The organism is Flagellimonas sp. (genome assembly GCF_965222555.1).
In the GTDB taxonomy this organism is placed as follows: Bacteria; Bacteroidota; Bacteroidia; order Flavobacteriales; family Flavobacteriaceae; genus Flagellimonas.
This window is the reverse complement of sequence record NZ_CBDCUG010000005.1, coordinates 1,823,506-1,842,684: the sequence shown is the minus strand read 5'-3', so window position 1 is coordinate 1,842,684 and position 19,179 is coordinate 1,823,506. Positions and strand designations below refer to the sequence as shown.

The 19,179-nt window shown below is 39.1% G+C and carries 15 protein-coding genes; 7 read left to right on the top strand and 8 right to left on the bottom strand.

Annotated elements, in window-relative coordinates; all coding sequences use genetic code 11:
• Window positions 1-77 precede the first annotated feature (77 nt).
• A complete protein-coding gene (locus ACOQO1_RS16675; protein WP_420604020.1) occupies window positions 78-2,276 on the bottom strand; it encodes a carboxy terminal-processing peptidase in 2,199 nt (732 codons plus the stop codon).
• Window positions 2,277-2,481: 205 nt separating this feature from the next.
• Between ACOQO1_RS16675 and surE the strand changes: the two genes are divergently transcribed.
• From surE to ACOQO1_RS16650, 5 genes are read left to right on the top strand one after another with little or no spacing between them, the layout of a single operon-like run.
• Window positions 2,482-3,261, top strand: coding sequence for a 5'/3'-nucleotidase SurE (surE, locus tag ACOQO1_RS16670; RefSeq protein ID WP_420604019.1), 780 nt, complete (start codon window positions 2,482-2,484; stop codon window positions 3,259-3,261).
• On the top strand, window positions 3,251-3,538 hold the full coding sequence (locus ACOQO1_RS16665) for a hypothetical protein (RefSeq protein ID WP_420604018.1): 288 nt from the start codon (window positions 3,251-3,253) through the stop codon (window positions 3,536-3,538). Before surE ends, ACOQO1_RS16665 begins: the two co-directional genes overlap by 11 nt.
• Window positions 3,539-3,553: 15 nt before the next feature.
• Window positions 3,554-4,666: a lipid-A-disaccharide synthase gene (gene lpxB / locus ACOQO1_RS16660; RefSeq protein ID WP_420604017.1), complete on the top strand. Its 1,113-nt coding sequence runs from the start codon at window positions 3,554-3,556 to the stop codon at window positions 4,664-4,666.
• Window positions 4,667-4,699: 33 nt separating this feature from the next.
• Window positions 4,700-5,248: a C40 family peptidase gene (locus ACOQO1_RS16655; RefSeq protein ID WP_420604016.1), complete on the top strand. Its 549-nt coding sequence runs from the start codon at window positions 4,700-4,702 to the stop codon at window positions 5,246-5,248.
• A 4-nt stretch (window positions 5,249-5,252) separates the two neighbouring features.
• Window positions 5,253-7,271 (top strand): ComEC/Rec2 family competence protein, encoded by a 2,019-nt coding sequence (locus tag ACOQO1_RS16650; protein ID WP_420604015.1) that lies wholly within the window; start codon window positions 5,253-5,255, stop codon window positions 7,269-7,271.
• On the opposite strand, the gene ACOQO1_RS16645 is transcribed toward ACOQO1_RS16650, so the two are convergent.
• Both ACOQO1_RS16645 and ACOQO1_RS16640 read right to left on the bottom strand, forming a co-directional pair.
• On the bottom strand, window positions 7,272-8,804 hold the full coding sequence (locus tag ACOQO1_RS16645; protein WP_420604014.1) for a peptide MFS transporter: 1,533 nt from the start codon (window positions 8,802-8,804) through the stop codon (window positions 7,272-7,274).
• A gap of 17 nt (window positions 8,805-8,821) precedes the next feature.
• Entirely contained in the window at window positions 8,822-10,981 is a 2,160-nt protein-coding gene (locus ACOQO1_RS16640; RefSeq protein WP_420604013.1) for a S9 family peptidase, read from the bottom strand.
• Window positions 10,982-11,140: 159 nt separating this feature from the next.
• Between ACOQO1_RS16640 and ACOQO1_RS16635 the strand changes: the two genes are divergently transcribed.
• Both ACOQO1_RS16635 and ACOQO1_RS16630 read left to right on the top strand, forming a co-directional pair.
• Window positions 11,141-12,457 carry a hydroxymethylglutaryl-CoA reductase, degradative gene (locus ACOQO1_RS16635; protein ID WP_420604012.1) on the top strand — a complete coding sequence of 439 codons (1,317 nt, stop codon included), beginning with the start codon at window positions 11,141-11,143 and terminating at the stop codon, window positions 12,455-12,457.
• Window positions 12,457-13,365, top strand: a complete 909-nt coding sequence (locus ACOQO1_RS16630) for a GYDIA family GHMP kinase (protein ID WP_420604011.1) — start codon at window positions 12,457-12,459, stop codon at window positions 13,363-13,365. Before ACOQO1_RS16635 ends, ACOQO1_RS16630 begins: the two co-directional genes overlap by 1 nt.
• Window positions 13,366-13,420: 55 nt before the next feature.
• Here ACOQO1_RS16630 and ACOQO1_RS16625 read toward each other — a convergent pair whose 3' ends face one another.
• From ACOQO1_RS16625 to ACOQO1_RS16605, 5 genes are all read right to left on the bottom strand, one after another.
• Window positions 13,421-15,541 (bottom strand): peptidylprolyl isomerase, encoded by a 2,121-nt coding sequence (locus tag ACOQO1_RS16625; RefSeq protein WP_420604010.1) that lies wholly within the window; start codon window positions 15,539-15,541, stop codon window positions 13,421-13,423.
• A gap of 141 nt (window positions 15,542-15,682) precedes the next feature.
• On the bottom strand, window positions 15,683-16,972 hold the full coding sequence (locus ACOQO1_RS16620) for a hemolysin family protein (RefSeq protein ID WP_420604009.1): 1,290 nt from the start codon (window positions 16,970-16,972) through the stop codon (window positions 15,683-15,685).
• 8 nt (window positions 16,973-16,980) lie between these two features.
• Window positions 16,981-17,184, bottom strand: a complete 204-nt coding sequence (locus tag ACOQO1_RS16615) for a hypothetical protein (RefSeq protein ID WP_420604008.1) — start codon at window positions 17,182-17,184, stop codon at window positions 16,981-16,983.
• Window positions 17,174-17,794, bottom strand: coding sequence for an LPS export ABC transporter periplasmic protein LptC (gene lptC / locus ACOQO1_RS16610; protein ID WP_420604007.1), 621 nt, complete (start codon window positions 17,792-17,794; stop codon window positions 17,174-17,176). Before lptC ends, ACOQO1_RS16615 begins: the two co-directional genes overlap by 11 nt.
• Window position 17,795: 1 nt before the next feature.
• Entirely contained in the window at window positions 17,796-19,166 is a 1,371-nt protein-coding gene (locus tag ACOQO1_RS16605; protein WP_420604006.1) for a hypothetical protein, read from the bottom strand.
• Between the last annotated feature and the right edge of the window lie 13 nt (window positions 19,167-19,179).

Below are 19,179 nucleotides of genomic sequence, written 5' to 3'. Positions count from 1 at the left end.
AGTACAAAGCTAATTATCCTTTCAAAAAAAAACCGACCATTAATATGGTCGGTTTTTTCATTTTATTTTTGAGTCTTTTATCCCTTTACACTTGCTAATTTCTGCTCAGTGTTCTTAATATTATTTAGCTGAAGGTCACGAAGTACATTTACGGCTTCTTCTACATAAATATCTTTTGCTAAATCTTTGTGCCATCTATCTCTTTTTTCACGTAGAACTGAATCCTGGGTAAATAGCTCCGTCTCATATTTTAAGGATTCAAAAGTTAATTTAGAATCGTACTCCCTAAGACTTTTGAAGTGATCTGAGCGCTTTTTAGCTTGTTCCGCTCTTTGCTTATACGCATCATAGTTTAGCGAAACAATAACCTCATCTTGTTGCTCCTTAAGCCACTTGGCATTTTCCTCTATCAATTTGATCTGTGGATTATCGGCCATACGTTTTTTACTGTTGGCAACGGCCGTCTCAAAATCTATGTAACCTTCCCATATTTTATAATCAGCAGGAGTGATCTTATCCCACCCTAATGGATTTTCCTGGTCTCTTTCTCCAAGATCTATATAGCTATACCTATCCGGCACAACGATATCGCTCTTTACCCCTTCCAATTGTGTAGAACCTCCATTGATTCTATAAAATTTTTGAGTGGTTAATTTAATGGCTCCGAGATCTCCATGTTCGTTACTTCTGACAATATTGTCCAGAGGAATTACATTTTGAACGGTACCTTTTCCAAAAGTCTGCTTACTTCCAATAACCACAGCTCTTTTATAATCTTGCATGGCTGCGGCCAAAATTTCTGACGCCGATGCAGAAAGCTCATTTACCAAAATGACCAATGGTCCATCCCACTGAATACGCTCATCCTTATCTTCATGTACTTCTTTTCTTTGTCCTGATGATCTTACTTGCACAATTGGGCCATCTTTAATAAACAATCCGGCCATTTCCACAACGGTTTTTAGCGAGCCTCCTCCATTATCACGCAAGTCAAGAACAATCCCTTCAACACCTGCTTGCTTCAGTCGTTCAACCTCCTTGGCCACATCGGTTGCCGCATTGCGCTCTGTATAATCTTCAAAATCTACATAGAACTTGGGCAGATTGATCAATCCGTACTTGTTTTCGTCTTTTTTGACCGTTGCTGATTTTGCAAATGATTCTTCCAATTGCACCACATCTCGCATTACCGAAACCACTTCAATGGTACCATCCACCCTTCTGACCGTTAAATCGACCACCGTCCCTTTAGGGCCCTTGATCAACTTAATGGCATCATCCAAACGCATCCCCACAATATCAGTGGGCTCTTCGCCTGCTTGGCCTACTTTTAGAATTTCATCACCAACTTCCAAGCTTTGGTCTCTCCATACCGGCCCTCCCGAAATGATTTCCATGATTCGGGCACCTTCTGGCTTTTTTTGCAAACGGGCACCAATTCCTTCAAACTTACCCGACATTCCTATGTCAAATTTTTCCTTGTCGTCTGGAGCAAAGTAAAAGGTGTGAGGGTCAAATTCGTCAACAATGGTGTTTATATATTGCACAAACCAATCTTTGCGCTCAAAATCATCAATAAAATCAAAAAATTCATCCAAAGTGTTTTTGGTGTTTTCCCTTGAAGCAACTTCAATCTCTTCTATGGTTACATCTTTTAGAACCCCATTGGCATTTTTTAGATTTAGATTTATGTTGGCAGAAGCGATATCCCCGCCTTCCCCTACAGCACCACCAGTACTTTCGGCAATTTTATTATTGATCTTGTTATCAAAAACACCAAGGGTATTATATTTAAGCTGCTTTCTCCAACGCTCCTTAAGTTGCTTCTTGTTAGAGGCAAATTCCTGATCTTTATAATCTATATTAATGTCTTCAGCAATGGCATAATCAAATGGTTCTGAAAGCACTTCTTTATAGACTTCCTTTGCTTCATCCATACGCTTCATCAAGCGTTGGTACACTATGTTGAAAAATGTAATCTCTGTGTTCTTGATTTCATCATCGATCATGAATCTGTATTTTTCAAACTCACGTACATCACTTGCCAAAAAGTATCTTTTTGTTGGATCAAGAATATCTATAAAATCATCAAAAACATTTGAAGAAAAGTTGTCATTTAAGTCTTTGGGTTCATAATGTCCTCGTTCAAGCACATAGGTTATTAAATCCAAAAGCAACTTATCCTTGTCATCATTCTCAAAAGATTTATTGGTAAAACTGCAAGAAGCTACTGCAACAAGAATTACCAAAAGTGCCAAGGTGAAATTCTTTTTCATAAATATGGTATTTATTGGGAGCGAAATTATTTGACCTGTTGAATGTCAAATCAGCATTACGTCATCCTCCGTTTCTATTCATATGAATTCCCTAAGATACAGAAAAAACCGTGCCAGTCTGGCGCAGTGCTTTTAATTTTTTGTTAAACGACCAGGGCTTCATATCCTTATGAAAAACGTATTTTTACTCTATTAATTATATAAAATGAAAAAACCCCTTATCCTAGTTACCAATGATGATGGCATAACTGCCCCCGGTCTAAGGGTTTTAATACGGGTAATGAAGGAGATTGGAGATGTTATTGTTGTGGCCCCGGACAGTCCCCAATCTGGCATGGGACATGCTATAACCATTGACAATACACTGTATTCAAAACAAGTAATCATTGACAAGGAAGAAGGAGCTCCTAGAGAATTTAGTTGTAGCGGAACCCCGGCAGATTGCGTAAAATTGGCGTTGCAGGAAATTTTGGACAGAAAGCCAGATATCTGCGTAAGTGGTATCAACCATGGTTCCAATGCTTCTATAAATGTGATATATTCCGGCACCATGAGTGCTGCCATTGAGGCAGGTATAGAAGGAATTCCGGCAATTGGCTTTTCTCTTTGCGATTATTCCTGGGAAGCAAATTTTACACATACCACCCATTCCATAAAAAAAATAGTAACTGAAGCCCTTGCCCATGGCATTCCTAAAGGAACTGTTCTTAATGTAAATATCCCCAAAACCGATGCAGAACCCAAGGGCATAAAAATTTGTAGACAGGCCCGGGCCAACTGGAAGGAAAAATTTGATAAACGCATCAGCCCCACGGGTAAAGATTATTATTGGTTAACTGGCGAATTTGAACTTTTGGACAAAGGTGAGGATACAGATGAGTGGGCACTGGCACAGGGATACGTTTCCGTGGTTCCAACGCAGTTTGACCTTACCGCACACCATGCAATTCCCCAAGTAAATAATTGGAGTTTAAATGAAAAATAAAAAAGAAGTTTTAATAGGTTTTGCCGTGGGAATCATTGCAAATACCTTTGGTACGCTATTATATATCCTGGCCTTTTCGGATCTGGGCATTGTTGAGACCTTCAATGCCGCGGTTTCTCAAGGTCACGTAGGAAGTTTATTGGCATTGGGTGCCATTCTGAATTTAGTTGCCTTTTTTGGGTTCCTACGTTTAAAACGGGATTATAGGGCCAGAGGGGTGATGATAGCTACATTGTTGACCGCTTTGGTAATTTTATATTATAAGATTTTTAGTTGAGCTTGAACTTTTTTGATGAAGTACTACATTATAGCCGGTGAAGCCTCAGGAGACCTGCATGGTTCCAACTTGATCAAGGCCCTGAAACAAAAAGATTCAGAAGCCCAGATTAGGTGCTGGGGTGGGGATTTAATGCAAAAAGCTGGCGGGGATTTGGCCAAACACTATAAAGAAATGGCCTTTATGGGCTTTTTGGAGGTCATCAAAAACATCCCGACTATTTTCAAAAATATTTCTTTTTGTAAAGAGGATATCCAAAGGTTCAATCCTGATCTTATCATTTTTATTGATTTCTCAGGGTTCAATCTTCGTATAGCAAAATGGGCCAAGAAAAGTGGTTTTAAAACAAACTACTATATCTCACCACAAATTTGGGCCTCACGTGAAGGTAGAATCGAAAAGATAAAGCGTGACATCGACAATATGTATGTTATCCTTCCTTTTGAAAAGGATTTTTATGAAAAAAAGCACAACTACCCTGTTCATTTTGTAGGTCATCCGTTAATTGATGCCATTGAAAATACGGAAATTGTTGATGAAGCTACTTTTAGGCAAACAAACAACCTTCATCCACAAAAACCCATCATTGCGCTTTTGCCCGGAAGCAGAAAGCAAGAGGTACAAAAAATGTTGGACGTAATGCTATCCGTAAGTTCCGATTTCTCAGAATATCAATTTGTAATTGCCGGGGCTCCAAGTTTATCAGATGATTTCTACAAAGGTTTTTTAGAGGAACACGAAGTAGGTTATGTATCCAACCAAACCTATTCCCTACTCAAGCATTCACATGCCGCTTTGGTCACCAGTGGAACGGCCACTTTGGAGACAGCCCTTTTTGAAATCCCTCAAGTGGTGTGCTATAAAGGCAATTGGATTTCGTACCAGATTGCAAAGCGGATCATTACATTGGATTATATTTCGCTGGTCAATCTCATTATGGATAAAGAAGTTGTTAAAGAATTGATTCAGAATGAATTAACCGTAAAAAACCTAAGACAAGAACTTTCAAAAATTGTAGAAGGCAAGGAACGAGAACGCATATTGTCCGACTATAAAACCTTAAAAGAGAAATTAGGCGGAAATGGCGCAAGTCAATTGGCAGCCAAATTAATCATCGAAAATGCTTAATTTATACGCCAAGAGTAAAAAAACTATTCTTGGATGTTAAAAAAGTCCCTCTATTTTCTTACCCTACTATTAGTTTTTGGATGTGGTTCATCCAAAAAAAGAACCTATAGCAAGAAGAAGCCCATAACTGTTTCCGTGGAAGGGTCCACTGAAGAAGCTGCTCCACCAAAAAAATCCAAAAAGGAAGAAAGAAAGAACTCCAAGGCCAATGACATTGTTTCAACGGCATTGACTTTTAGCGGTACCCGTTACAAATTTGGTGGACTCACCAAAAAGGGGATGGATTGTTCCGGACTTGTATTTGTTTCCTTAAAAGAAAACGACATTAGTTTTCCAAGAGTTTCCTATCAAATGGCAGAGCAAGGGAAACGAATAAAATTGACCCAAGTACAAAAAGGCGATCTCCTTTTCTTTAAGACCAGCAAACGTGGCAAACGCATCAATCATGTTGGGTTGGTTGTTGATGTAAAGGGAGTCGATATAAAATTTATACACTCCACAACCTCAAGGGGTGTAATTGTCTCTTCCCTTCGGGAAGGGTACTGGAACCATGCGTTTGTAAAAGCAATGCGATTCTTATAAGTTAGTGCGATTTTTTGATTTTGTGTCCATACGACTGACCTTGTGTCTTGTGGCGGGCATTATTTTGGGATTTTATCTTGAAATTGCCCCGCTTGCTCCCTTTTATGCAATTCTTGGGCTGCTCCCCCTATTGTACTGGTCCAATATAAAACAAGCCCGAAAAGGGGTTCCTTATTTTGAGTTGACCACTATCTTATTGACATTCTTATTGGGTGTTTTTATCGTCAATCTATCCCAATCAAAACATTTGGACCATCATTATGCTCAAACCGATTTAAAAACCCAAAAAATGTGGGAAATCAAGGTTAGGGAGGTCCTCAAACCCAATCCTTTTAGCCAACGTTATGTTGTCGAAGTACTTTCTTTGGAAAAGAAGCATGCCTCTGGAAAAATACTGTTGAACATCCCAACTGATTCAACCTCCAAAAAGTTAAAGGTCGATGATGAACTTTTTCTGTTTGCCAAGGTTGAAAACATCAATCCTCCCTTGAATCCACATCAATTTGATTATAAAGATTTTCTGAAGAAACAGGGTGTTTATCATCAAATAAGAATCAAAGCAACACAACTATTGCCAAAAGAAAATCCTTCTTCGACCCTCATGGGAATGGCTTCAAATTTTAGGGAGGATATTATCTCAGGTTTACAGCAGGAGAACTTTGGAACCGAAGAGTTAGCTGTTATTCAAGCGCTACTTTTAGGCCAGCGTGACGATATTTCGGAAAGTACCTATAACAATTACAAAGATGCTGGGGCCATTCATATTTTGGCAGTTTCGGGGCTTCATGTTGGGATTCTGTTGCTGCTTTTCCAATTTCTGCTCACTCCACTTGAGCGATTACCTAAAGGTAAAGCCCTAAAATTGGTTTGTGTAGTGCTTATGCTATGGGGATATGCTTTTATTGCTGGACTTTCCCCTTCCATAGTTAGAGCGGTGACCATGTTCACTTTTGTGGCTTACGCAATGTACTTGAACCGACCGACCAACTCCTTCAACATAGTTGCACTCTCCATGTTCTTTATTTTGTTGGTGAAACCGCTTTTTCTTTTTCAGGTTGGGTTTCAAATGAGTTATGCAGCTGTATTGGCCATTGTATGGATCTATCCAAAATTGCAGCGGTTTTGGTTTCCAGATAATCTCCTAATTCGAAAAACCTGGCAATTACTTTCCGTCAGCATAGCAGCTCAGTTAGGTGTATTGCCTATCAGTTTATATTACTTTCATCAGTTTCCAGCCTTATTCTTTGTCTCCAACCTATTGATTATCCCATTTTTAGGAATTATTCTAGGGATGGGAATTTTGGTCATTGTTCTTTCACAAGGAAGTATCCTTCCCGGTTTTTTGGTCAAAATCTATAATATCATTATCAAAACCATGAATTCCATTATTTCATGGGTAGCTCGGCAAGAGGGTTTTGTAATCAGGGATATTCCGTTTGATTCTGTTCAACTATTTGTTGGGTACATCTCCTTAATTGCTTTGGTAGTATTTCTTTCCAAGCCAAAAAAGAAAAACACCTTGGTTTTTTTAGCTTCCATCATTATTTTCCAGAGTTGGACCATTTGGAAGCAATTCCATCAAAAGCAAAAAGAGACCTTGATTCTAGCACACCAAAATAGAAATACCTTGTTGCTTCATCAAACCGGGAATGTCATGAATGTTTATGAAACGGATAGCATTATAAGTAACCGTATCATTAATGATTTCTCCGTCGCTGAAAACGTAACATCCATTTCACATGATCAGTTACAACATAGTTTTGATATCAACAGCAGGAATTTTTATATCATGGACAGCTTGGCCATCTACCCACAGAAAAAACAGGTTGATTTCTTACTGCTGACACAATCTCCAAAAATCAATTTGGAACGTCTTATTGATTCAATTCACCCGAAAACGATTTTGGCAGATGGCAGCAACTACAAATCCTATATTTCCAGATGGAAACAAACTTGTCATAAAAAAGAAATCCCCTTTCACAATACTGGTGAAAAGGGATTTTATGTTTTTGATTTGGATTAGTTAATGGACATTGCCCAACAAACGTTTCATGAGTGGCCCAAATATCAATACGACTACCCCTGCAACCAATGCATAAATGGCAATTAAACGGAAACCATCCAAATACACGTGGAGCGTTTCAAAACCGCCTACGTTGCTATCCGTACTTTCTATAGCCAATTGCTTAGAGATAAACCCTACTATCTGGAAAGCAAATGCCGATGCCAAAAACCAAACACCCATCATAAAGGCGACGATTCGCTTTGGTGAAAGGTCCGTCATCTTGGACAAACCAACTGGTGACATAAACAATTCTCCAACAGAAATCAAGAAGTATAACATCAACAAATAGGAAAATGGAACCATGCCATTTTCGTCCGCACTAGCCCCACTAATGGAAACCACGTAGAACGCTAAACCAGCAAAGACAAGTCCCATTCCAAATTTATAGGGCGTTCTTGGGTTCAATTTCTTTTTGGACAACCAAGTCCACATAATGGATATTGGAATGGACAGAATAACAATGAACATGGAGTTCAAGGCATTGGTCTGACTTGCATTAATTAAAGAAAGGTCAACATTACGCGCGGCAAATAGGGTAATCACACTGCCATGCAGTTCATGGAATCCCCAAAAAATGGTCATAAAGAACGTAATCAATACGGCCATAAATAGCTTTTTGCGTTCATCCAATGTGGACTTGAACATGATATAAGCCATGTAAGCCAATACCGAAATACCAATGAGATAAAATAGAAGGTTTACAATGTTGCTGTCTCCAAAAAGAGTTCCTTCAGCACCTAAAGGTTTGTAGTAATATAAAAGAAATGCAATCAATGGAGCTGACAGAAATGCCAAAATAGGAATCAAATGCTTTTGGGCAATTCCCATTACTTTCTTCTCGTATACTTCCACACTTGGCGGCTTTCCTCCTTCTCCAAACACGTTCTTTTTAATTCCACTCCAAAAGAACAGCAATCCAGCTAACATTCCTATACCGGCCAAGCCAAATCCATAGTGCCACCCATAGGTTTCACCCAACCACCCACAAAGTAAGGGTGACACAAATCCACCAATATTGATTCCCATATAAAATATGGTAAACCCAGAATCTTTCCTTGGATCACCATCCTTGTATAAGGTCCCTACAAAGGTTGAAATGTTTGGTTTAAAGAATCCATTACCAACAATAATTAAGGCCAAGGCCAAAAAGAAAGCCATATTATTTTCAATGGCCAAAACAAAGTGGCCCAAGGCCATTAAAATTCCTCCTAGGAAAATGGAAGATCGCATTCCCAGGATGGAATCCGAAATTCTACCTCCAATCACAGTGGAAGCATATACCAGAGAACCATAAGATGCATAAACAGCGGCAGCCGCGTAGTCTCTTGTTGCCAAGGCCTCAAAAATGACGTTGACCATATATAACGTGAGCAAGGCACGCATTCCGTAGAAACTAAATCGCTCCCACAATTCGGCAAAGAACAAATAGAAAAGGCCTTGTGGATGCCCCAAAAGCTGTTTTTCACTGGCTGGTTTTACAGTATCTGACATATATTAAATAAGTTTAGTTACAAATTTTCTTTAACAAAGTTGGTCATTTTGGTGAATAGATGGAGTCTTGTGTTCCCTCCGTAAATTCCATGGTTTTTGTCTGGATATATTGCCCATTCAAAAGGTTTATTGGCCTGAATCAAGGCCTCAATCATCCGCATGGAGTTTTGTACATGCACATTGTCATCACCTGAGCCATGCACCAACAAATATTTTCCTTTTAAAAGCTCTGGGTAATTAAATGGTGATTCGTTATCGTATCCTTCAGGATTTTCCTGCGGGGTGCGCATAAATCGTTCTGTATAAATGGTATCATAAAAACGCCAAGAGGTTACTGGTGCCACCGCAATGGCCATTTCAAAAGTGTCGTTCCCCTTTAAAAGGCAATTGGTACTCATATGCCCACCATAACTCCATCCCCAGACTCCTGTTCTATCTTCATCGATATAAGGTAGTTCACTTAACTTTTTAGCCGCAGCTATCTGGTCCTCGGTTTCATATTTGACCAAATTCAGGTAAGTGACCTTTTTGAAGTCACGTCCTTTATAGCCAGTTCCACGGCCATCTACGCAGGCAACAATATATCCTTCGGAAACCAATAACTGATGCCAATAATCATTGCTTCCCAACCAACGATTGGCCACTTGTTGGGAGCCCGGTCCACTATATTGGAACATGAGCAACGGATACTCCTTGTTAGGATCAAAATCGGCGGGTTTGATCATCCACATATTTAGATCGTTCCCATTGATATTGATGGTTGAAAATTCTTTGGGACTCAATTCATATTCTTCCAATTTACTATCTAAAGCAGCATTGTCTTTGATGTTTTTAAGCTTCTCTCCGTTTGAAGCTAAATGCAAGGTAAACTCGTATGGTGTTGTTGCACTGGAAAATGTGTTGATGAAATACGTATAATCAGCACTAAAGTCGGCGGAATTTGTTCCCGTCTTTGAGGTCAATCGCTTCTTCTTTTTTCCATTGGTCCCAATGCTGTACACATCACGATTGATAGATCCATTCTCCGTGGATTGATAATAAATCCTTTTCCCCTTTGCATTGTAACCATAATAGCTAGTGACTTCCCACTCTCCACTTGTAATCTGGTTCTTCAATTTACCCTCATTATTATATAGATAGATATGGTTAAAGCCATCCATTTCGCTGGTCCATATAAAACTATCATCGGCCAAAAATGTAAGGTCATCGGTTATATCAACATAGGCCTTGTCCTTTTCTTCCAATAAAAGGGTAGCTGAATTATCCGAGGCATCCACTGAATGCAGTTTTAGATGGTTTTGATGTCGGTTTAGGGTCTGAACACTAAGATGGTTTGGATTGTTCATCCATTTGATTCGAGGAATGTAATATGCCTCGCCCAGATTCACATCAGATGTATCCCCCGAAGCCACATCATACATGTGCAAGGAAACCTCTGCGTTTTCCTCCCCGGCTTTTGGGTATTTAAATTCGTATTGAAACGGGTATAGGTTCTGTCCATATACATCCATTGAAAAATGGGGCACATTGGTTTCATCAAACCTAAGGAAAGCTATTTTTGTGCCATTACTGTTCCAATCAAAGGCCCGGACAAAGGCAAATTCCTCTTCATACACCCAATCAGTTACACCATTAATGATGGTTCCTTTACTTCCATCAGTTGTGATTTGCTTTGTATTTCCAGAACCAATATCCAAAATATAAATATTGTTCTCCTTAACATAAGCGACTTTGGAACCGTCTGGAGACAACAAAGGTTCCTGAATTTTGTCATCAGAAACCTTTGTTACTTTTTTGGTGGCCACATCGTACACATAGTAAACACCTAAACGCGAATGTCTAAATATGGCTTCGATTTCAGTGGCCAGCAATATTTTTGATTCGTCTTTGCTAAATGTATACGAAGAGAAAAAGGGTACATTGTCCGAAGAAGAAACAACGGTCTCCACTTTTTCCAAGGATTTGTAATCGTATTTATCCAAACTACTGGAACGTGGCGAACGGTTAAAATTCAAAATGGTGTATTGTTTTCCATTTTTCATGGAGCGGAGCACATCCATGTATTCGGTTCTGAATTCGCCTCCCCAAATATCTTCAAGGGAAATTTTTTTCTTTTGGGCTGTTGATAGGGTTAAAAATCCGAAAGTGATCAGGAACAGGAGAAACTGTTTTCTCATTGATGTTGTGAATTAATTAAAAACTGTCAAGTTTACTAATATTTATTCAAAAAATAAACTTTGAAATTGCATTTGTGATAATATCTGAACCGAAGTCGAAGGTTCCAAAAATTCAAAACAAGCATTATCCGTATATTTGAACCCTTTAACCAAGCACTTATGAACACTCCTGTTGAAGGATTTTCAAGACTTTCCAAAGCAGAAAAAATAGACTGGATTGCAACCAATTTCACTAAAAATCCAGAAGAATCCAGACAGTTATTGCAACAATACTGGAATACGGATGGCAAAGTCCAAAAACTTCATGACGAGTTTATAGAGAACACGGTTTCCAACTACTATTTACCCTTTGCCGTAGCTCCTAATTTTTTAATCAACGATAGGTTTTATGCAATCCCCATGACCATTGAGGAGAGTTCCGTGGTGGCAGCAGCCAGTAAGGCAGCCAAGTTTTGGTTGAACAGAGGAGGGTTTAAAACCACTGTGCTTGGGACAGAAAAAATAGGGCAGGTACATTTTATCTTTAACGGAGATTTTAACAAACTGCAAGATTTTTTCAGCAAAATCAAACCAGATTTCTTTAGTGATGCCTCTTCCATTACCAAGAGCATGGAAAAACGAGGTGGAGGCATAAAGGATATTGAGCTTAGGGATTTGAGCGATAAGGTTAAAGGTTACCATCAACTGCATTGCACTTTTGAGACCTTGGATGCTATGGGGGCCAACTTTATAAATTCGTGCTTGGAACAATTTGCACAAACACTAAAGGAAAAAGCCAATTCCTATCCTGATTTTACCCAAAAAGAAAGGGAAATTGAAGTGGTGATGAGCATACTTTCCAATTATGTGCCAAAATGTTTGGTACGGGCAGAGGTAAGTTGTCCCATAGGAGCACTAAACGAGGATGATATTTCTCCGACGGAATTTGCGCAAAAAATTGTTCGGGCCGTTGAAATTGCCAAAGCAGAACCTCACAGGGCCGTAACGCACAACAAGGGAATTATGAACGGGATTGATGCGGTAATCTTGGCAACTGGAAACGATTTTAGGGCAATTGAGGCAGGAGTTCATGCGTATGCAGCAAAAGATGGGAGTTATTCCAGTTTGACCCACGCTAGCATTGAAGACGATATTTTTAAGTTTTGGATTGAAGTTCCGTTGGCCTTGGGCACGGTAGGTGGATTGACCTCTTTGCACCCTTTGGTAAAATTGGCCCTTGAAATTCTCCAAAACCCAAAAGCCGAGGAATTAATGCAAATTGTTGCCGTGGCCGGTTTGGCCCAAAATTTTGCTGCCCTACGCTCATTGGTGACCACGGGTATACAAAAAGGGCATATGAAAATGCATTTGTTGAATATGCTCAACCAAATGGGCGCAAGCGAAAGTGAAAAACTGCAATTAGTTCAGTATTTTAAAACCCATACCGTGACCAATGCTTCAGTAAAGGAGGCCTTGGAAAAGATTCAATCGGAATAATGCAGAAAACATTCTACAGCAACGGGAAATTGTTGCTCTCTGGGGAGTACGCCATTTTGGATGGGGCAGTTGGACTTGCCATTCCCACCAAATATGGGCAAACGCTGCAGGTTACCGAAACTTCTTTGGGCAAATTGGAATGGAGCAGTTTTGATGAACAAGGTTCCATTTGGTTTGAGGGAATCTACGCTTTGGATGGTTTTAAAGAAATCTCAACTTCCAACAAAACCATCTCCTCCACACTGATACAATTACTCAGCGAAGCAAAATCACAAAAACCTGCATTTTTAAACAATGCTTCCGGGGTCAAAGTAGAAACCAAGCTCAGTTTTCCCAGAAATTGGGGATTGGGCACCTCATCCACTCTAATAAATAATATTGCCCAATGGGCACAGGTGGATGCCTATCAACTTTTATGGAATGCCTTTGGGGGCAGTGGGTATGATATTGCCTGCGCAAAACACAATTCGCCCATTTTATATGCATTGGAAAGTGGAGTTCCCATAGTTGAGAAAGTATCCTTTAATCCACCTTTTAAAGATTCCATCTATTTTGTGCATTTGAATCAAAAACAAAGCAGCAAAAAGGCCATCGCAGCCTATAGAAAGCAAAATTTTGATAAAAAGTGGTTGATTTCGCGTATTTCAGCAATTACAAAAAGAATGGTGGATACTTCAACTGTGACCGAGTTTGAATCCTTGCTAACGGAACATGAAGAAATCCTATCTGAGGTTCTAGGATTGCCTCCTGTAAAAATTAAACTTTTTCAAGATTATCCTGGCGCTATTAAAAGTTTAGGTGCCTGGGGCGGGGATTTTGTAATGGTAACAGGTTCTGAAGAAAACATGGATTATTTTAAATCTCACGGGTATTCAACCATCATTCCATTCTCAGAAATGACCTTATAAAATATAAAAGAGCCCTTAAGGGCTCTTTTATATTATCTAGTAAATTAATTATTTCCTAATAAAAAGTAGCGCGTTTATCTTCAATCTCCGCTCCTTCTTTTAGTGCGTTGTATACTGCACTGTTCACTCGATTGGCGGCATTACTTTTTAAAGTGTTGGCATAGGTGCTAAAATTATCCAAATTGGGTGCATCTTCCTTTTTGGTCACCTTTACCATAAACACCCCTGTTTCCCCTTCAATAAGCGTAGAGGTAGCATCTTGGGTCAAGGCAAAAGCAGTACCCACCACCAAAGGTTCTCTTCCAGCCCCTGGAAGGGTTGGGGATTTCATGGTCAATGAAGAAGCATTGGACAAGCTTACATTGTTATCCTTTGCAAAAGCATCCATGGCTTTACCTTGGTTGTTGCTTATTATTTGAGAAGCTTTGCGCTCTTTTCTAATCTTTGGCAATGCGGTTGCAGAGGCATCTTCGGTTGACATTAATCCTTCTTTGTATTTTTTGGTCAGCTGAACCACAGCATATCCATTGTTGATGTTGAACCTTTTGATATCACCTACTTTGGTTTCATCATTAAAAGCCCACTGTACAACACCGCGTTGAGCTGTCAATCCGGGAAGGTTTTCATCCATTTCCTTGATTTTGTTTACAGGCCTAACAGTGTAGGTGCTCTCTTTGGCAATATCACTAAAAGCCTCAGGCTCTGCATCAGTAGCGGACATTTCAAACTTGGTTGCATCTGTAAAGAGTGTATTGATTGTTTCTTCAGAAGGCTCAATCTCTCTTGTAAGGGTCGCTACTTGAACAATATCTTGTTTGTCGTCCACTTTAATAACATGAAAACCGAACTGCGTTTCTACCAAATCAATGGCCCCAACTTCATTTCCAAAACAGAAATCATTGAACGCATCAGCCATAACTCCTTCTTGAAAATATCCTAAATCACCTCCACGTGGAGCGGAAGGTCCATCAGAATTATCTCTTGCCAAGGTCGTGAACACGGCACCTTCTTTTTTAGCTTCTGCCAAAATTCTCTTTGCTTCCTCTTCGGCTTCTTCTTTAGTTCTTGTAATGCTAGGGTTGGCTCTTTCAGCACCTTGCCAAGTAAACAAAATATGGCTTGCCTTAACGGTACCATTGGCCTTTTTGTCCATCATTTTGGAAACCTTGAAGAAATCCCCATCTCGGTATGGACCATAAACTTCCCCAACTTCCAATGCCAACAAACTATCTGCCGCAATTGTTGGTAAATCATTTTTAGCTTTAAATATGGTATCGAATTTACTATCTGAGTTTCTGTCCAAAAAAGCCGCCATATCTTGGGTATTTCTGAACCCGGCAATAGTATCGTTGGTATCTTTTTCCTGTGAATATTCTACAGAGTCGTCAAGCAAAGCCGTAATGGCATCTTCCACTGCTTTTTCATCTGCTACAGATGCTTTTTCCTCAAAATATACAAAACGGATGTCCCTTGCTTTTTCTTGTTTAAACTCATCTTCATTCTTGTTGATATAAGCTTGAATATCACTTTTGGAAACTTGAATGGTACTGTCCGCAATTGAGGTATAAGGTACTCTCACATATTGGATATCCACTTTCTCATTGGACATTTTGTAATCAAACTCTCCTTCTGAAAGTGTGGCACCAACCCCTCCTTTGATCAAGTTGAAGTACATACGTTCTTTGGTTGATTGGATTATATCTTTCTCCCTTTCTAACCACCAATCAAAACGTAAAGGATCGTTGGCCTTCCAATCGGCTACTTTGTTTACAAATACCTCCTCATTGAATATTCCATTTTCATCCAAAAAATCAGGAAATTGTGCAAATCCCGAGGTCTTTACAAACTCAATAATCTGATCACTCTCCACATCGATGCCCAAATCCGCAAACTGTTGTTCCAAGATGGTTTTTCTAACTTCTTGATCAAAAATTGTATTCACCAATTGTGTGGAAGAAAAACTTGGGCCATACTGTCTTGAAGCATTTTCCACTTGTCTTCTAAAATCGTCAATGGAAATACTTTCCCCATTTATTTCTGCTACCGCGGAGCCTACTTTAGCACCTCCAAGATCGTTGCTGGTAAAAACTCCTGATATTACAAATGCGAACAAGGCCATACCAATAATCAAAATCAGTACCGTTGTTCGTTTTCTAATATTCTCTAATATTGCCATTTTACTGCTTGTTTTCCGTGAACTCTTTTAAACTTTTTGGATTGAAGTGAAAATTAAAAGTTTAAATGAGTTCAATAATTTCAGTGGGCGAAAATACCATTTTCTTTTCAAATAGGAAAGCTCATTAAAGTGTTGAAATTGTTAATCTTCAGGCTGAACATGAACACTTACCAAGTCTATTTTGGTATTGGACACCTCTAGGATTCGGAATGTAAAATTTTCTGTTTTTATTTCTGAGTCCAGTTCGGGTATTTCGCCAGTTTCACTCATGATGAGCCCGCCCAAGGTTTCGTACTCCTCACTTTCTGGTAGTTCCAACTTGTAATTTTCGTTAAGATAGTCCACCTCCAAACGGGCAGAAAACTTATATACGTTTTCACTCAACTGCTCTTCGAATAAATCTGTACTATCATGTTCGTCCTCAATCTCCCCGAACAACTCTTCTATGATATCTTCAACAGTCATTATTCCGGATGTCCCTCCATATTCATCCAAAACAACAGCCATACTTTTGCGTTTTTTGGTCAGTACATTAAGAATATCCTGAATAAGCATGGTCTCCGGAACAAATTCTACCGGAAGCAAAATGCTTTTAATGGTCTTTGGTTTTTTAAAGAGCTCATAGGAATGCACATAACCAATAATCTCATCTATACTTTCTTTATAGACCAATATTTTGGAATACCCTGTTTCTGAGAATAATTTGGCAAGGTTCTTCGGAGTTTCCTCAATTTCCACTGCCATGATCTCCGTTCTGGGCACCATTACCTCCCGTGCTTTTACCGTGGAGAATTCCAAAGCATTTTGGAATATCTGAATCTCCGAATCCACTTCATCTTCCTCTTCAACGGTTTCCATTTGTTCAGTGATATAATCTCCCAATTCCAATTTGGTAAATGCCAACTGCACCTCGTCTCCCTCGGTTTTAAAAAACACCCGTAGGATAAAATCGGAAACCTTGATCACAAACCATGAAATAATGGAGAACAGTAGGTAAAAGAAGTATGCAGGAATTGCAAAGACCTTTAATAAGGTGTTGGAATAAATTTGGAAAAGCACTTTGGGCAAAAATTCAGCTGTGACTAAAATAATCAGCGTGGAAATGATGGTTTGGGAAAGTAAGCTGAAATCGGTCAATAAGGCATCCAAAAATTCTGAGGACGTGGGAAGCAGGTTTTGGAACCACTCCATGAGCACATCACCCATAAACAAGCCATAAATAACCAAGGCTATATTGTTTCCAATAAGCATGGTTGCAATGAACTTGGATGGTTTTTCAGTAAGCCAGGTAAGCACCTTGGCAAAAAAACCTTCTTGCTTTTTCTCTATCTCAATATGAATTCTGTTGGCGGACACAAATGCAATTTCCATTCCGGAAAAAAATGCCGAGAACAGCAAGGAAAGAATTATAATGATCAATGAGATGTCCAACTATACCCTTATTGATTGTCCTTTTTTCGTTGTTCAAAACGTTTGCGATACTTTCTTCTAAAAAGAAACATAGCAGTGGATACCACGGCAAAGAATATAAAAATGTATGTTTCCTTGGGGTCAACCGCCCACAAAGTTGCTACTTTATATATTGAAACTGCGGCAACTGCCAAGTATAAATATTCGGTGTATCTTAAAATTTTAATCATCATCTTCTTCGTTTACCTTTTCTTTAATGGTCAATAAACCATAAGTTTTATGAGCCTTAAAATAATTGAACTCTCTATTAAGATCCAATCCCTCCCCATCCATTACCGAACCATCTTCTAGATTGGTGTATGTAAAGACCTCCTCAGTAAAAATCCAATTGTTGGATCGGTCAAAAAATAACTGGGGCGTTTCTAATTTTTTGCCGTCATGGGTTTCTATGACCACATTGCCCTGTAGGTCTATTAAACTGGTTTGGGAATAAAAAATCCCATAATCCGCAGTTATTACACTTTTCTGGTTTTTTTCATCAAAAAAGTCCACTTTTAAACCATTGGGAAAGGTTCTGTATTTGAAACTTTGGTTATCAAAATTTTCCGTGGTCGGGCTATTCAATATAGCAATTACCCTGGTCTGTGATGAATCAAGGGAACTCATTTCCTTTGGAGATTCAGTGTAAGTGAGTTCATAGTTTTCCGCAACCCATTGCGGAAATATAGGTTTAACGGCCTCTTCACCCACTCGCTGGTAGTTATCCTTACAGGATATAAAAAGGATTGCCACGGTAAAGACCGTGGCAAAACACTTTAATTTATTTTTTGATATTTGTTTCACATTACAACTTGGGCACCATAACGCTACCGCCTACCCAACAATTAAATGTAATTCTTTGTCCCGCTTTTCCAGAGCTGAATATCATCTCTTTAGTAGGTGCTTTTGCAGCATAACTGGCCGCAGATTTGCTAGCTCTACTACTTAAAGATGGATCTACACGACCTGCTTTTCTAGCCATATCAGCTGCTTTCCAATAGATTGCTCTTTTTTCAAAAGCTGTTGTTCCACATGCATTTGCACTACCTGCGTAAAGATTGGCAATCAACAAATATGCTTTTCCGTTCGCTGAATTCGCATCAATAGCCTTAAGTGCATAACTTCTTGACTGCGATTTGCTGCTTCTTCTAACCGTTGTAGCAATTTTATATAGGATGTTGGACTTTCTATACGGATCTGTCTCCAACTCAACTGCCTTGTTAAAGTCAGCAATAGCTCCCTTACTATCACCTGATTTTTGTTTTAACACCCCGCCATACATATAAGCATCGGCTGATGGATCCAACGCCAATTGCGCCTCAAACAATTTTCTAAACATGGGGTCATCAGTACATTCCTTGGAGAACATTCTTCCTACGGCACGTTTTACCCAATTTACATCGTTCTTTTTAGCATCAAAGCTCTTTTCATATAATGGGATAAGGTTGCCGCAATCTGCAAGTGCCCCCAATTTTGAATCGATACTACCAGCAATTTTACCGTAAGACTTTGAGTTAACGGTAGCTGCCTTAAGCTGTCTTTTTTCTTTTGTTGTTATACTTCCAATTGAATCCTTTGGAAGCAACTTGGTAACTATATTAGTCAACTTTTTATTTTCCTCTTCTACTTTTTCGGTAACATCGTCATAGACATCGAAGACTTCTTGAAGGTCTTTTTTACCTGTTCCATGTAAATCTACCAATGTTGAAAAATAGAGATAAAGGGCTTTTGGGTTCTTGAAGTTCTTTTTATCCTCCTTAAAGGCTTTACCCAACATATTATAAAGCTGCTCATCTGAGGCCATTTTGTTATCATAGGACAAAAGTGCCTTGTCTATGGCAACTCCAGCTTTGCTGAATTTATTTGGGAAATATTTCAAGCTATTGTCATACAAAGACATTAAATCTTGAATGTAGCCATCCTTATCCGTTCCCGAAGAATTTTTGATTTTGTGAGACAGGATTTTTTCTCCATAGGAAAAGTTGGCCTTGTTTATATCTGGGCAACTTTCATAAACCATTTTCCATGGTTCGTATGCAGCATCGTAATTTTTAACTTTTGCGTGTTCTGCGTAAATGGAAAGATTGGTCATGCACTCAGGGTTTTGAGCTTGGGCCATACTTAATCCCATCGACATAAAGACCGCTATCATCGTTAAGTAGTGTTTCTTCTTCATCTTACTAATTTTA